Origin of the sequence: Shewanella sp. Choline-02u-19, assembly GCF_002836205.1 — a bacterium.
In the GTDB taxonomy this organism is placed as follows: domain Bacteria; phylum Pseudomonadota; class Gammaproteobacteria; order Enterobacterales; family Shewanellaceae; genus Shewanella.
This window is the reverse complement of sequence record NZ_PJBE01000012.1, coordinates 313349-329276: the sequence shown is the minus strand read 5'-3', so window position 1 is coordinate 329276 and position 15928 is coordinate 313349. Positions and strand designations below refer to the sequence as shown.

Here is a 15928-nt window from a genome sequence, read left to right as displayed (position 1 = left end):
TAATGAAACAAAGAAATTGTATATTACGATGCAGTAATAATTACATTTTAAACCTTGCTCAGAACATTTCATCGGCTACAATTTTAATACATTAATTTAAATGATATTCATTCCTAATTATTACTATTCATTAACACATGTTTTATTTTATAAAGCACGAGTCCTCAAGTAGAAATATAATGACCATTATTGATTTTTAATAATAATTATTAAAGCTATTTACCTACAAAAAGAATAACGGCATGAGTTTATGTTGCACCTGTCGCACGGCTTAAAGACCCCGCTCACATCACTGCAAGGTTATATCGACACTTAGCTATTATTGCCACTACAGGAAAGCAGCAGCGACTCAAACGGCATTGCCACAACTTGGGGTGCGACTGTCGATTGTGAGGCAACAGTTATCGCTTTAAAACGGTGAAATCGAAAGTCAGCCCAGAAAAGGCAGTGACTTTAGAATTGAACAGCAACCGATTAGGTGTTAAACCGACTCCTATCGAAGCACAAAATACTCTAGATATCATCAAATAGCGTCCACAAAAAAGGCCCAGTAAACTGAGCCTTTTAAACCAAACTACTGAAGTAGTGGCTTACTTGTGGTATTTACCTGACAACTCAGTAACTGAGTTGATGAACGCGCCCGCATGCTCAGGATCAACATGTTGGTGAATACCATGGCCCAAGTTAAATACGTGGCCAGTACCTTCACCGTAAGAAGATAGAATCTGTTCTACTTCTTGACGAATACGCTCAGGAGAGGCGTAAAGTACAGATGGGTCCATGTTTCCTTGAAGAGCAACTTTATGCCCAACACGACGACGTGCATCACCGATATCAACAGTCCAATCTAGACCTAAGGCATCACAACCTGTTTCAGCCATAGATTCAAGCCATAGTCCGCCACCTTTGGTGAACAGAGTCACTGGCACTTGACGACCGTCTGCATGGCGAGTTAAGCCATCAACGATTTTCTGCATATAACGCAGTGAGAATTCACGGTAAGCGTGGTGAGAAAGTGCACCGCCCCATGAATCAAAGATCATAAGTGACTGAGCACCGTTAGCAACCTGAGCGTTCAGGTACAAGATGACTGAGTCAGCTAGCTTATCAAGCAACATGTGCAATGTTTTTGGCTCTTCATAAGCCATTTTCTTGATCTTTTCGAAAGTCTTGCTTGAACCGCCTTCAACCATGTAAGTCGCTAGTGTCCAAGGAGAGCCAGAGAAACCAATCAAAGGCACTTCGCCTTTAAGCTCACGACGAATGGTGCTGACAGCACGCATCACATAACCAAGCTCGTCTTCTGGATCTGGGATGCAAAGCTTTTTGATTGAGTCGATAGTATCGGTTGGACGTTGAAAGCGTGGGCCTTCGCCAGTTTCAAAATACAGACCAAGTCCCATCGCATCAGGAATAGTCAGAATATCAGAGAATAAAATCGCAGCATCTAGGTCATAACGACGTAGTGGTTGCAAGGTCACTTCACAAGCCAAATCTTTGTCTTTACAAAGCGACATGAAATCACCAGCTTGAGCGCGGGTTGCTTTGTACTCAGGAAGATAACGACCAGCTTGACGCATCATCCAGACAGGTGTTCTGTCGACAGGCTGTTTTAATAAAGCACGTAAATAACGATCATTCTTTAATTCTGCCATTTGGCTTGATTCCTAAACTTATATTGATATCCACTTGCACAGTAGTTTAGCATTTACGTTAATAAAGTAACCTCTATCGGTGAAATTATGTGACCCGTAACTCGACAAATAGCCCCAGCGAGGTCGAAGTTAACATTATTATCTGCCTAACCACCTTATTTGTAAGTCGTTAATGTGAGATCTCATATCAAGTAAAAGTGCGATATAGGCCCACAATAGAGCTTAACGCACGCTGTATAGCTCTCAATGTGACAGAAAAAAGTTGCACCCAGTGCTTAGCTTTGGTATAAAAAGTCTGCGCTAGCAAGAACAATCAAGAGCTCGTCGCATCGAGCCTGCAAAAACTATACTCGCCCAGCTATAGAATTCTATCACTGGGCTTTTTCTTTTTAGCGCCCCAGCCTTACCTGCTAGCTGGTATGTCCATTCAGTTATTCCGCCTAAATCGTCGAAAAGTAGTTGATCAACACAGTACTTGTCCCTACATTAGATGTTAGGGATAGATTCTTACTGGGGAAGATCATGCTAAGAAAGTTAGAGAAAGCCGAACAAAAATGGGGTGGTTCAAATACTCTTATAGATCAATGGTTAAACAATCGTCGTAAGCTACTGATCAACTACTGCCAAATCGCTGGTATTCCTCCATATGAAGTTTCAGAGAATTCCTTACCTGCATTTGATTCCGTTAAAGCATTTTGCGATCAATTAATGGACTACGTCTCTGAAGGCCATTTCGAAATTTATAACCAAGTCGTCACGGCTTGCGAGAAGAATGGCAGCTCAAGCCAAGAGATTGCGCAGCAATTGGTTCCACAGATTAGCGAAACAACTGACACTGCGCTCGACTTCAACGACAAGTACACCGAAGCCGACGATGAAAAAGTGCTGTTTCACCTAGATAAAGATTTGTCATCACTTGGGCATGCGATGGAAACACGTTTTGCGCTTGAAGATAAGCTGTTAGAAGTGCTGCACACTAAGCACACTTAACCAGTCATTAAGTATTTGAAATTTGCGGTACTGAGCAATATCTGCCTATATCCCTAAGGTGCTTATTGTCTATAAGTTATAAATGTCGAGTCATAAAAAAGGCCAGCTAATTAGCTGGCCTTTTTCGTACTAGACACAAACTTACATCTTAAACAGCAGACTGGAAGATAACTTCGCCCGCTTTTTCTGTGTACGATGCAATTTGATCGAAGTTCAGATAACGGTAAGTGTCAGCTGCAGTTGCATCTAACTCTTTAGCGTATGTCTGGTACTCATCAGGCGATGGTAAACGACCGAGTAACGCTGCAACAGCCGCAAGCTCAGCTGACGCCAAATATACATTGGCACCCGTACCAAGACGATTAGGGAAGTTACGGGTAGAAGTAGAAACTACCGTTGCACCTTCAGCAACACGTGCTTGGTTACCCATACACAGCGAACATCCAGGGATCTCAATACGAGCACCGACACGACCGAAGATAGCATAATAGCCCTCTTCAGTAAGTTGATCACGATCCATCTTAGTTGGAGGCGCAATCCACAAACGTGTAGGCAGAGTCGTAGCAAACTTCTCCAACATCTTACCCGTTGCACGGAAGTGACCGATGTTAGTCATACAAGAACCAACGAAGACTTCGTCAATCTTAGTATCAACCACTGATGAAAGTAACACGGCATCATCTGGATCGTTTGGCGCACAAAGAATAGGTTCTTTGATTTCGCTCAAATCAATTTCGATAATTTCTGCGTATTCAGCATCGCTGTCAGCTTCCATTAATTCAGGGTTTGCTAACCACTCTTGCATCGCAATGACACGACGTTCAATAGTACGACGATCGCCATAACCTTCAGCAATCATCCACTTCAACATCACGATGTTAGAGTTTAGATATTCGATGATTGGCTCTTTATCAAGCTTAATAGTACAACCCGCAGCACTACGCTCAGCGGATGCATCAGAAAGCTCAAACGCTTGCTCAACTTTAAGTTGTTCAAGGCCTTCAATTTCTAATACACGACCAGAGAAGGCGTTGACCTTACCTTTCTTCTCTACCGTCAACAGACCCATCTCAATGGCTTTAAGCGGAATAGAATGTACCAAGTCACGTAACGTCATACCCGGTTGCATTTCGCCTTTAAAGCGCACCAAAATCGACTCAGGCATATCCAGTGGCATTACACCTGTTGCCGCAGCAAATGCGACCAGACCTGAACCGGCTGGGAATGAGATACCAATTGGGAAACGAGTATGTGAATCACCACCCGTACCTACGGTATCTGGCAACAACATACGGTTCAACCATGAGTGGATCACCCCGTCACCAGGACGCAGAGAAACACCGCCACGATTCATAATGAAATCAGGCAGAGTATGATGTGTGTTCACATCAATAGGCTTTGGATAAGCGGCTGTGTGGCAGAAAGACTGCATCGTCAAATCAGCACTAAAACCAAGACAGGCAAGATCTTTAAGTTCATCACGCGTCATAGGACCCGTTGTATCTTGCGAACCAACAGAAGTCATCTTAGGCTCACAGTATTGGCCTGGACGAATACCTGTCACGCCACATGCTTTACCGACCATCTTCTGTGCAAGGGTAAAGCCCTTACCTGTGTCAGCGACATCTTGCGGACGAACAAATTCAGTAGAAGCTTCAACACCCAGTGTTTCACGAGCACGATCAGTCAAACCACGACCAATGATCAATGGAATACGGCCACCAGCACGAACTTCATCCATCAACACTTCGGTCTTAAGTGTAAATACCGAAATAACTTCATCGCTATCATGACGCTTAACTACACCTTGGTATGGGTAGATATCAATAACATCACCCATGTTCATTTTGTCTACGTCTAGCTCAATAGGTAACGCACCAGCATCTTCCATGGTATTGAAGAAGATTGGTGCGATCTTGCCACCTAAACAGAAACCACCCGCGCGCTTGTTAGGCACATTAGGGATATCATCACCCATGAACCAAAGCACTGAGTTAGTCGCTGATTTACGTGAAGAACCCGTACCAACAACATCACCGACATAAACCAATGGGAAACCCTTGGTTTTAAGTGATGCAATCTCTTTAATTGGACCAACTGTACCAGCTGTATCAGGAACAATTCCCTCACGAGCATTCTTTAGCATCGCTAATGCGTGCAAAGGAATATCAGGACGTGACCATGCATCTGGTGCAGGTGACAAATCATCGGTATTAGTCTCGCCTGACACTTTAAAGACGGTCAGAGATATCTTTTCGGCAAGCTTAGGACGCGATAGGAACCATTTAGCGTCAGCCCATGCGTGAACAACTTGTTTAGCGTAGTCGTTACCCGCCTGCATTTTTTCCACTACGTCATGGAAAGAATCAAACATCAATAACGTGTGAGACAACGCTTTAACAGCCAGCGGTGCTTGCGCATCGTTATCTAACTGAGCAATAAGCGGTTCAATGTTATAACCACCCATCATAGTACCAAGCAGCTCAACAGCTCGCGCAGATGACAGAATGCTTGATGAGACTTCGCCTTTGGCGACAGCATCTAAAAAGCCTGCTTTTACATATGCAGCTTCATCAACACCTGGTGGGATACGGTTTTCAATCAGATCAAGAAGAAACGCTTCTTCACCTGCAGGTGGATTCTTTACCAATTCGACTAGTAGTGCCACTTGTTGGGCATCTAATGGCTTAGGGACTACGCCCTCTGAAGCACGTTCTGCGACGTGTTTACGATATGCTTCTAGCATGGCAATATTCCTCTTTTTTGGCGTTCTCACAACGAAACTGCTCGTCTTCACATTGGAACTGACGACTCGGCAGGCTCGACCCTTATTTCGAGGCGTATTATACTACAGCTTTGCAAAAGTATGAATCAGATCACACTTGGACAAGTGATAAATCATGCTCAAGAGGCAAGATGGTCACACTTTAAGCGGTTCATCCCAAAAAGAAAACTAGACCATAGTGTTAAATGAATTTATTCGTTATTTTATTCAAAGAGTTAAGCACTAATAAACTGCCATTATTATTGGTTATATCTCACTATTGATGTCGTTAAATATGCCATTAACCTTAGTATTATTTGAATATTCACTAGAATAAACTACTACTATTCACCAATGTTATAATGAACATAATTGGAGACTTATGACCACACCTGAGTTAAAAGCCGTTATTTTCGACATGGATGGAGTGCTAATTGACTCTGAACCTGTATGGCAAATTGCCGAACATAAGGTGATGTCGGAACTCGGTTTAAACATCTCAATTGAAGATACTGTCGAAACGACCGGACTAAGAATCGATCACGTCGTCGCATTTTGGTATGCCCGCTTTCCTTGGCCTAACTATGACAACGAACAAACAGCCCAAGCCATTGTAGAGCAAGTTATCATGCATATTTTAGTCGAAGGTACACCTATGCGAGGCGTCATCGCCGCGCTTGATACTTGCCAAGAACACGGCCTTAAAATCGGCTTGGCGACCTCCTCTTCTAGCGATATTATTAATGCTGTTTTAAACAAACTATCAATAAGTTCATACTTTCAAGCCATTAAGTCTGCTGAATATTTAACTTATGGTAAGCCGCATCCTGAGGTCTATTTAAATTGCGCTGCTACGCTCAATATTGATCCTATCCATTGCTTAGCGATTGAGGATTCATTTAATGGACTGGTCGCTGCCCGCGCAGCCAATATGCAAACAATTGCCATCCCTGAGCCCAAATTGGCGGATTTAACCAAGTGGGTCATCGCTCATCATCAGTTAGCGAGTCTAGAGCAACTACCAGAGTTCCTCGCTCGAAATACCAATTCCATTAAATAGTTGCGAATTCAGCGAGAATTAAAAAGCCCATCGAAAGATGGGCTTTTTTACTTATTTAGATCGGTATCTAATGTTAGCTTACCAAATCTTAACGCGATCGCTTTCGCTTAAGAACATTTTATCGCCCTCTTTCAAATCAAATGCTTCATAGAAAGCGGGGATATTACGTGGTGTGCCCATCGCGCGGAAATGGCTCGGTGAATGTGAATCGGTCATTAAACGGCGGCCAAGCTCTTCATCTCGGTAGTTACGACGCCAGACTTGAGACCAACCAATGAACAAGCGTTGTTCACCCGTTAAGCCTTCTATTACCGGCGATGGTTTACCATTAAGACTCATCGCATAAGAGCGAGCTGCCACGGTTAAACCGCCTAAGTCGCCAATGTTTTCGCCTAAGGTTAAATCACCATTAACGAACTTACCCGGCATGGCTTCATAACCTGCGTACTGCTTTGACAACTGCGCGGCACGCTTTTGGAACTCTTCACGGTCTTTATCTGACCACCAATCGCGAAGGTTACCGTCACCATCATATTTAGCGCCTTGATCATCAAAACCATGGCTGATCTCATGACCGATAACAGCACCGATGCCACCATAGTTAATCGCATCATCAGCATCCATATTAAAGAATGGTGGTTGCAGGATTGCGGCAGGGAACACTATTTCATTCATCACAGGACTATAGTAAGCGTTCACCGTTTGTGGCGTCATGTGCCACTCAGTACGATCAATCGGTTGACCCAATTTAGCTAACATCGCTTTGTACTCAAATTGAGCATAGCGTTGATAGTTGCCGACTAAGTCGTTAGCTTCAATGTCGAGTGCCGTATAATCTTTCCACTTATCAGGGTAGCCGATCTTATAGGTAAACTTCGCCAGTTTTTCTTGAGCGGCGAGCTTAGTTTCAGGCGTCATCCACTCCAGTTCATTGATGCTGACCTCAAATCCTTTGATCAGGTTTTGGATCATCTCTTCCATTTTGGCTTTAGCTTCGGGCTTAAAGTTTTGCTTAACATACTCTTCGCCCACCAGCTCACCAATCACTTGGTCAGCGGCATCAACACCCTTCTTCCAGCGTGGCTTCTGCTCTTCGATACCCATTAAGGTATTACCATGGAAAGCAAAATGGAGATCAACGAAATCTTTACTCAATAGTTCTGCGTAATCATCCACCAGATGAAAAGCTAAATAGTCTTGCCACTCGGACACGCTAAATTGACTAAACTCTTTGCCAAACTTTTCAAAGTAAGATGGCTGACGCACAATCACGTCCGTCACTTTGTCGATGTCTGCTCCCGCTGAGAACTGCACAAAGTCAAAACCTTCAACTAAATCTTGCAGCTGTTGACGGTCCATCTTGTTATAACTTTTATTGGCATCACGCGACTCAACACGGCTCCATTGACTTGCGGCGATAAACTTTTCAATCTTAGCCACACTTTCGCTCGCGCGCTTTGGATCGCTATAGCCCGCTTTGGCCATCAGGTCATCGACATATTGAATTAATGCTGCACGATTTGCAGTAAATTTCTCATCATCTTTTAGGTAGTAATCTCTATCTGGCAATGTGAGACCTGATTGATACAGATAGACCCCATATTGACTCGAGTTTTTAGCATCGTTATTGACGTAAAAACCGAATGGCACCGTTGAACCATGTACCAATAAACTGCCCATTAAAGTCGCTATATCGTTGTGAGTTGATGCAAAGGCAATATCTGACAGCTGATCTTTTAGCGGTGAGATCCCTAACCCCTCAATGGCGTCGGTATCCATGAAGCTCGCATAAAAATCACCCACTTTTTGCTCACTGCTACCTTTTGCCTTGTTTGGCTTAGCAGCTGCGGCATCAATAATTTTTTTAAGTGCTTCTTGGCTTTGTTCATAAAGAACGGAAAATGAACCGTAATTAGATTTATCAGCAGGGATAGGTGTGTTCGCTAACCAAGTGCCATTCACGCTGTAGTAGAAATCATCTTGATGACGCACAGCTGGGTCAAAATTGGCTTTTTCAACTCCAGAAACCACCATGGAAGTGGCACTTTCTGTAATACTGTCTTTATCGCTACTGCCACATCCTGCAACACCTAACGTTAATGCTACGCACAATGCTAATTGACTTACCTTATTCATATTTATCCCCGATTTAGTCCTTTAATAAATTGCTTCTACTTTTCGTAAAAACAATCGTCTAATTCATATTTCTCTCTATGTTTTAGACTATTAAGCCCATTCTTGTCACATTATATTAATGTTATTTCAAGCGGTCTGAAGCCGCTCACTTCTTGATTACCAGTTCTTACCAATAAACAGGAATATCGTTTTCTCACCGTCATCTGAAGCACCAAAGCCAAGTGCTGCAGGCCCAACGCTAGTGTCTATACCAAGGAAAATACTACCTGCATAAATAAGATCATCTAATGACACATTATCTTTTTGATTCCAGACGTTACCCGCTTCGATACTGGTTCCTAGATAGAGTGGATACTCTGTCATGCCTAATACATCTCGCCCTAAATCATATTGATACACAAAAGCCCCAAACACTTTATGTGAGCCATATAGGGCATTTTTATGGTAACCAGAAAGATTTAAAAACCCACCTAACTCAGAAACATTGACCGTGAAAGCACCATCTATATCAACGGTTGCAAAAGAAGCTATACCGACAAAGGCATGGTTACCAACACCCACGGCACCACGCCAATCGGCTTCAATTTGCAATGAAGTATCAGAGGTGTTCGAGCTAATATCTTGCTCGTAACCCTCTTTTCTAAGATACATATTTAGCGTAAAGCGATTACCCGATGTCGGGAAGTTAATACTATTGAGATCGTCGTAGGCAAACTTAAAATAGCCACCATAACCATCGTAATCGACCGTACCAAGTTGCCAAATTTCGTTCTCTAAACTGCCGACCTCACCTAATAATCCAACCTCTAATTTACCGTTTTGGGTATAATTCCAACCAATGCCTACCTCAGCTCGGTAAGCGGTTTGTTTCAGTTCAAAAATACGGTTGTTATCTTCAAAAAAGCCCCAATCTTTAAGTTCGTACTCCACTCGTGCTCGACTAAAATAATCTTGATCTTTAGACAAAGGTTGATAAAACTCAGAACCTAATAATTTATCGAAGCCTAAGGAGATCTCATTGCGCCATTCACCGCCATTTTCAGTCAAGTCCGTCATGGTATACGCCACATCTAATGAAATGACTGAATCGAGGCTAAAATCATCTTCCCAACTAAAACCTAATTGGAAATAATTCGGTCCCCAAGACTTTGCTTTAGTTGAAACGGTTAGCACTCTTCCATCAGGCGTATCTTCAAACTCGGCATCAACTCGCTCAAATTTGTCCAACGAATAGATCCGGGCGATGCCCGCCTCAAGCGTTTGGACGGTGACATGATCACCCACATCCAAATTGAGGCTATCGGCAAGTAACTTTTCGCTCACTTTAGAGTCGTTGTCGTAGATAACCTTAATGAGTGGCCGGTTCAACTCATCGAGCCATACCTTGCTCTTGCTGCGCTTTGCAGCAAGATACTCGCTAAACTCCTGCTTAGAGACACTGTATTTGCCTAGCTTATCTAATTGGTCTCTTGCCGCTATCTCTCCTAAAGGGAGAGCGATGGGCATGATGCTAAAATCGGTGGTACTTAACTCACCAATATTAGGTCTAATAAGAATATCTTTATCCGACAATAACGCTTTTTGTCTCTCAGAACTGGCATTGGTGAGCATAGTCGATAACTGATTGAGCACTGCAATGGCACTGTCTAGCTCTTCTTTACCGACAAGTGGCGAGCCAATATCGACCGCAATAACAATATCTGCGCCCATCGCTTTAACCACATCTATTGGCATATTATTGGCGATGCCACCATCGACCAATAACATACCGTTGATAACCGCAGGTTGTAGTGCACCCGGAACCGATGAAGAGGCTTGCATTGCAGCCACAAGGCTACCTTCACTTAACACCACTGCTTGGCTGGTCGCTAAGTTGGTAGCCACCGCTCTAAAGGGGATTGAAAGATCATCGAAATGACCAAACTGATGTACCAAATTGGTAGAGCTTCGCAGCAATTGCGACATCGACTGACCGCGCAGTAAACCCGCAGGCATTTTGACTTGTTCATCGCTATAACCGACATTGACCGGAATATTATATTTGTCGCGGATCTCTTTATCTTTATAGCTCAGCTCTTCACGCGGGATGGTATCTGAATAGCCCTTATTCCAGTCAGTCTTCATCATGATAGCTTCTATTTCGGCAGCACTATAACCCAATGCATACATGCCACCAACATAGGAACCGATACTGGTACCAGTGATGTAATCAATCGGAATATTGTTCTCTTCCAGAACTTTAAGCACCCCAATATGCGCGGCACCTTTTGCACCGCCACCACTGAGTACTAAACCAATTTTTGGCCGTTCTGTAGCGCTAGCATATGACTGACAAAATACCAGCAAACAAAGAATAAAAATTCTATGGTTCATAATGACTTATTCAACTCTTCTAATGATGTTTTAACGTAGGGTATTTAATTAACTTGTGCAAGGCTTAGGCACTAGGAGCCATAAGTTGGTCCGCCTTAGACTGCAAATTAACTTCTGGCCGTATCGCCATGTAAGTATCTAAATCAGTACATGACATCGGTTTGGCAAAGTAGTAACCCTGTATGACATAGCAACCTCGACTAAAGACCTGCTCTAACTGCTCATGAGTTTCGACACCTTCAGCCACTACATCTAATTTTAAGTTTCTTGCGAGCTCAATAATACTGCTAGCAATGGCCTGATCGGCTTTATTAGTCGCAATATCAATAAGGAAAGAGCGATCAATTTTCAAGGTATTCACTTCAAAATGACGTAAGTAAGCCAAGGAGGAATAACCGGTCCCAAAATCATCGATCGCGACATCGATCCCTAAACTCTTAAGCTCTTTTAGGTGTTGTTTAGCAACTTCAAGCTCTTTCATCAATACGCCTTCAGTGATCTCAAGCGATAGTGAACGATTCGGCATTCCGGTTTCTGCCAAGCTCTTCTCGACACCATTAATAAAATCGGGCTGGCGAAAATGCAATGCTGAGATATTAACTGAGACTTTAAGCGGTTCATCTAAAATTTGTGCCCAACGGGCACCATGGCGACAAGCCTCACGCATAACCCAACGATCAATATCAACAATAAGCCCACATGCTTCGGCGACTTTGATAAAAATGTCGGTACGTACATAGCCATCTTGAGGGTGATTCCACCGCAATAAGGCTTCCACTCCGACAAGCTTATCATTTTGTAAAATATCTATCTGTGGTTGGAAGTGAAGCTCAAACTCATCTCTTTCAATGGCTTTACGTAGATCTGTCTCCAACCTTAAATGATAAAGCGCCTCGGCATTACGCTCTTGGGAATAATATTTAAAGTTTCCTTTGCCTTCATCTTTAGCATGATACATCGCCAAATCGGCATTTTTGATCAGTGTTTCTGGCTGTTTAGCATCTTCTGGCCACAGGCTGACACCAATACTGGTTGAGATATAAAACTCACGCCCATAAAGATCAAACGGTTTTTGAATACTCGCCAATAACTGTTCACAGAGTAGATTAATGCTATCGAGCTCCGTATCGCTACGCAGTAAAATAACAAACTCATCACCGCCAAAACGACATAAAACATTGTCATTAGTGATAAACGCTTGTAAGCGGTTTGAGGCTTCAACAAGCAAAGCATCGCCCATACTATGACCATAAGAATCGTTAACGTGCTTAAAGCGATCTAAATCTAAAAACAGCAAGGCGAGCTTACCGCCCTCTTTTTCAGCCTGATAAATAGAATGAGATAATTTGCTCGAAAACAAAGAACGATTTGGCAAACCTGTGAGTACATCATAATTAGCCAGACGACGAAGATCAGCTTCAGTGCGCTTACGATCAGTAATATCAGAGAACACCACAACATAATGCGTCGCTTCCCCAGTGGCATTTAAAATAGACGATACATTAAGCCAAACAACGCACTGCTGATCATTGGCGCACGCCACGGTGCATTCCCCCGTCCAGCTCAAGCCATGTTGCAGTAAATCAGCAATATGAGTACCCGACTCTTTGCCCCTTAGTACCTCAGCAAATGATCGGCCAATGAGCGTATTAGCATTGAAACCTAATATATCTTGCGCTGCTTTATTGGTGACTTGGATTAATTCATCTCTGTCGTAGATAAGCACCGCTTCAGATGTATTTTCAAATGCTTGAGCCAACAGATAGACATCATCCTTTAGCTGGCGCTGTTCAGAAATATCGGTATAAATACCTGCAACACGCTCAATTTTACCATTAAACTCATTACGTTCAACAGGTCTACCTAATACTCGCACCCAACCCCAAAGCTTATCACTTCGCAAGTAGCGGTACTCGACTTCGAAGCGATCGGTACGCTCATCGAGCATATCTTTCCAAGCGGTAAGCACATTACTCTTATCTTCGTTATGAATAGGAAATTCGCCAAGCTTAAGATGAACCTGAGTTTCTTGCTTACTCAATAAACCGCCCACATTTTCAAGTCTAAAAATATCAGTCTCTAGATGCCATTCCCATAACTCAGAGTTGCTGCCTCTTAATGCTTGTTTTAATCTATTTTCACTCTCTGTAAGCGCGGAGTTCATCCCTCTAAATGTCATTACCTGCCGCTGCCGAACAAAGATAATGCCTAGCCCGAGCAATAAGACGACAACCAGCAATAAACCTTTAAACCAGCGGGTTTGCCACCAATACATTTCCACTTCAAAAGAGAAAGAAAATGGAGCGGCTGACCATACTTCGTTCTGCACACTAATAATTTCAAGCACATGCGTACCCGCATCTAAGCCAGAAATATTTAACTGCGATTGACCGTCGAGATAGATATAACTACCGCCTGTTTTATCCTCAGCGCGGCGTAAGCGGTACTGTAGCTGCAACGGCTTCTCATTGAGGTAATTGTTTCTCGCCAGTTGAAAGCTCACCAATTGTGCACCAGGTAAAATGCGATGACCCTCTTGCGGTAATAAGTTAACCTCGGTGCGATCTTCGAAATAGACTTCCATCGACTCAAGCAAGATAGTATCTTTTACTATGCGGTTCTTAAATTTGGTTACATCGAGTAGCATCGCCCCATCTGGCGTACCTACATATAGCCCTTCGGGAGAGACAAACACCGCCCCTTCGTTTAGCTCATCACTAATGAACCCATCTTCAGCGGCAACAACGATTATCTCATCCGTCATAGTATCGAATCGGATAATCGAACGTGGGCAACCTATAATGCGATATTGTTCAACGTCTTCAATAAAATACACACTATCACAGCTTACCTTCCACTCTTCAGTCAAAGACCGAGCATCACCCGTTTGCGAGTTGTATTCAACAACGCCACGATCTTTGAACCCAATCCAAAAAAGACCCGGTTCGACTTCTTTCATCGTCTTAACCGAAATAGTGTCCAATCCTAGTGCCTGCGGTATAGTAACGGCATGAAAATTGTTTTGTTTATCTAGATACCCAAGTAGCCGATCGCCCCCGAGCCACAACCTCTGTGCACTATCTCGGTTTACATGCTTAATTATCTGTAGTTGAACGATGCTCCTATCAGTACTCAAGCTGACATACTGCGGCTCTGCCAAGCCAGGATCCCAAAAAAATAGTCCCCTATTGGTAGCGAACCAAATCCGACCTTGAATGAGTGTATCAAAATAGGTGCTGTAAACAGTTTTACTCTCTAAGGTGCCCGAACCTCCCATCCAATCGCCAAACGTCTGCGTATGAAAAGTTGTTTTATTGACGATAGAGAGTCCGTTGGTGCTGGATAACAGAATGTTTTGTTCATCCAGTGGCTCAATGTGATAGATGCTGTCGTTTAGATCAATATTCTTCGGCGTTATAACATAGGGATGCTTCGTTTGCCTATCGATGAGGAATAATCCAGCATCAGTGCCAAACCACACGTTCTCTTTATCTGCATAGATAGACCAAATGACTTCATCTGGCAGTTGGTAGGGTGCAGCCTTACTAAATTGCTCCAGTAAAAAGTCGGGGTTATCCGCCAATACAGCAACCCCATCACCTGAGCCACCGATCCAAATAAGGCCAGTATCATCAACCGCAATATCGTGTATGTAATCGATATTCGACTTTTGTTTTATCTCATTCCCATAAAGCTGGCCTGACGGTGCATCTGGCAACCATTTTAATAAACCTGATCGCGTTGCCAACCATAAAAAACCTTTTTGGTCCTCTGCTATATGGGTAATATAATAAGGTAGCTGCGTAACCTTACGGATTGATAAATCCTGCTGTATTAACTCAAAAAAGCCCTTGCTGGAGCTGATCCAAACTCGATTATTTGAATCTCTAAATATCTGCTCGATTCGACCATCGCTTTCAGACCAAGGCAACACTGCCACCCGTTCGCCAACCTCATCTCTAACCTCAATGCGTCCTTCTGTCGCCACTAGTAATCGATTGTCTGAAATAGCTGATATTGCCCGCCAAGGGTAATCCTGATTGCTGCTTAAAAAATTAACCCGCTCTAACGACATTCTTCTGTAGTTAAAGCGTAATAATTCGCCTTCTCTGGTGAGCAGAATTCTGTTGCCATAGTCATCTTCAACTTGAGAGATGATCCCCAAGCCTTCAAATTCAGGAAAAAGAGTGTTACTACCAAAAGCGGTAAAAGTATTGGTGTAAATATCGTAAAGGTAAATTTCGTAGAAACTACTAACCAGCAGATGACGTTTGCTTAAAGGAGAGACTAAATGAATCAAGTTATCACTCAGTTTTGAGTCTAAACCAACCTGATCGATTCTTCTAATTTTGGTGCTACTAACACGGTAAAGCCCCTCTTCTGTCGCCAGCCAAGTGAAACCATGGGCATCAAAACTAATATCCCATACTGTGCCGTTAATCAACCCATCACTTGCGGTAAAAATACGCTGAACAACGCCACTGGCGAACGCCGGTACGGAACAGATAAGCACTAATACGACAACGCTAAACCATGTTTTTATAATTCTTATTCTCACAGGTATTTCCCCATACAAGCTCGAAATACTGGATTCAGCAAGTCGAGAAGTGACAGAGTTAAAGGTCGTTAATTGCTCCTGCATAAACGACATTCCCACCGTCCTTGGTGGTTTCATGAAATTGATACTCATTATTCGAGTTCAATATTTATTCTTATATAAGCAAAAATGCAGATAAATGTGACTTCATGCCTTACCCTTCTGGAGTTCCCGTGAAATTCCTGCACTGCGTTAGTGATATCAAAAAAGGAAATAACCATTCTCTCAATCACAGCCATATTCAACGGCCCTACAGAAGCTTTAAAACGGGTATTTTGAAGTGGCTTGGATATTAGGCTTTATTAGATTAACTTGAATGTATCATTTAGGTAACACAGAATCACGCTTTGATT

7 protein-coding genes are annotated in these 15928 nt (G+C 43.0%); 2 read left to right on the top strand and 5 right to left on the bottom strand.

The genetic code is table 11. From position 1 onward, the window contains the following. Nucleotides 1-590: 590 nt before the first annotated feature. Entirely contained in the window at nt 591-1655 is a 1065-nt protein-coding gene (hemE, locus tag CXF83_RS03515; RefSeq protein WP_101090688.1) for a uroporphyrinogen decarboxylase, read from the bottom strand. A gap of 522 nt (nt 1656-2177) precedes the next feature. Here hemE and rsd point away from each other — a divergent pair. Continuing rightward, nucleotides 2178-2645: a sigma D regulator gene (rsd, locus tag CXF83_RS03510; protein ID WP_101090689.1), complete on the top strand. Its 468-nt coding sequence runs from the start codon at nt 2178-2180 to the stop codon at nt 2643-2645. Between the two features lie 148 nt (nt 2646-2793). On the opposite strand, the gene acnB is transcribed toward rsd, so the two are convergent. Further along, nucleotides 2794-5391 (bottom strand): bifunctional aconitate hydratase 2/2-methylisocitrate dehydratase, encoded by a 2598-nt coding sequence (acnB, locus tag CXF83_RS03505; protein ID WP_101090690.1) that lies wholly within the window; start codon nt 5389-5391, stop codon nt 2794-2796. A 400-nt stretch (nt 5392-5791) separates the two neighbouring features. On the opposite strand from acnB, the gene hxpB reads away from it, so the two are divergent. After that, the gene (gene hxpB, locus CXF83_RS03500) at nt 5792-6469 is read left to right on the top strand and encodes a hexitol phosphatase HxpB (protein ID WP_101090691.1); all 678 of its coding nucleotides are present in this window, start codon (nt 5792-5794) and stop codon (nt 6467-6469) included. A gap of 78 nt (nt 6470-6547) precedes the next feature. Here the strand turns inward: hxpB and CXF83_RS03495 are convergent, their stop codons facing one another. The 3 genes from CXF83_RS03495 to CXF83_RS03485 form a co-directional block, all read right to left on the bottom strand. After that, entirely contained in the window at nt 6548-8605 is a 2058-nt protein-coding gene (locus CXF83_RS03495; RefSeq protein WP_101090692.1) for a M13 family metallopeptidase, read from the bottom strand. Between the two features lie 156 nt (nt 8606-8761). Beyond that, a complete protein-coding gene (locus tag CXF83_RS03490) occupies nt 8762-10978 on the bottom strand; it encodes a patatin-like phospholipase family protein (protein ID WP_101090693.1) in 2217 nt (738 codons plus the stop codon). A 64-nt stretch (nt 10979-11042) separates the two neighbouring features. Next, nucleotides 11043-15629 carry an EAL domain-containing protein gene (locus CXF83_RS03485; protein WP_232775020.1) on the bottom strand — a complete coding sequence of 1529 codons (4587 nt, stop codon included), beginning with the start codon at nt 15627-15629 and terminating at the stop codon, nt 11043-11045. Nucleotides 15630-15928 lie beyond the last annotated feature (299 nt).

Bases quoted from the DNA above. Each gene is read 5' to 3' on its own strand.
- hxpB (WP_101090691.1), top strand. From the start codon at position 5,792: ATGACCACACCTGAGTTAAAAGCCGTTATTTTCGACATGGATGGAGTG.
- hemE (WP_101090688.1), bottom strand. From the start codon at position 1,655: ATGGCAGAATTAAAGAATGATCGTTATTTACGTGCTTTATTAAAACAG.
- CXF83_RS03490 (WP_101090693.1), bottom strand. From the start codon at position 10,978: ATGAACCATAGAATTTTTATTCTTTGTTTGCTGGTATTTTGTCAGTCA.
- rsd (WP_101090689.1), top strand. From the start codon at position 2,178: ATGCTAAGAAAGTTAGAGAAAGCCGAACAAAAATGGGGTGGTTCAAAT.
- acnB (WP_101090690.1), bottom strand. From the start codon at position 5,391: ATGCTAGAAGCATATCGTAAACACGTCGCAGAACGTGCTTCAGAGGGC.
- CXF83_RS03495 (WP_101090692.1), bottom strand. From the start codon at position 8,605: ATGAATAAGGTAAGTCAATTAGCATTGTGCGTAGCATTAACGTTAGGT.
- CXF83_RS03485 (WP_232775020.1), bottom strand. From the start codon at position 15,629: ATGTCGTTTATGCAGGAGCAATTAACGACCTTTAACTCTGTCACTTCT.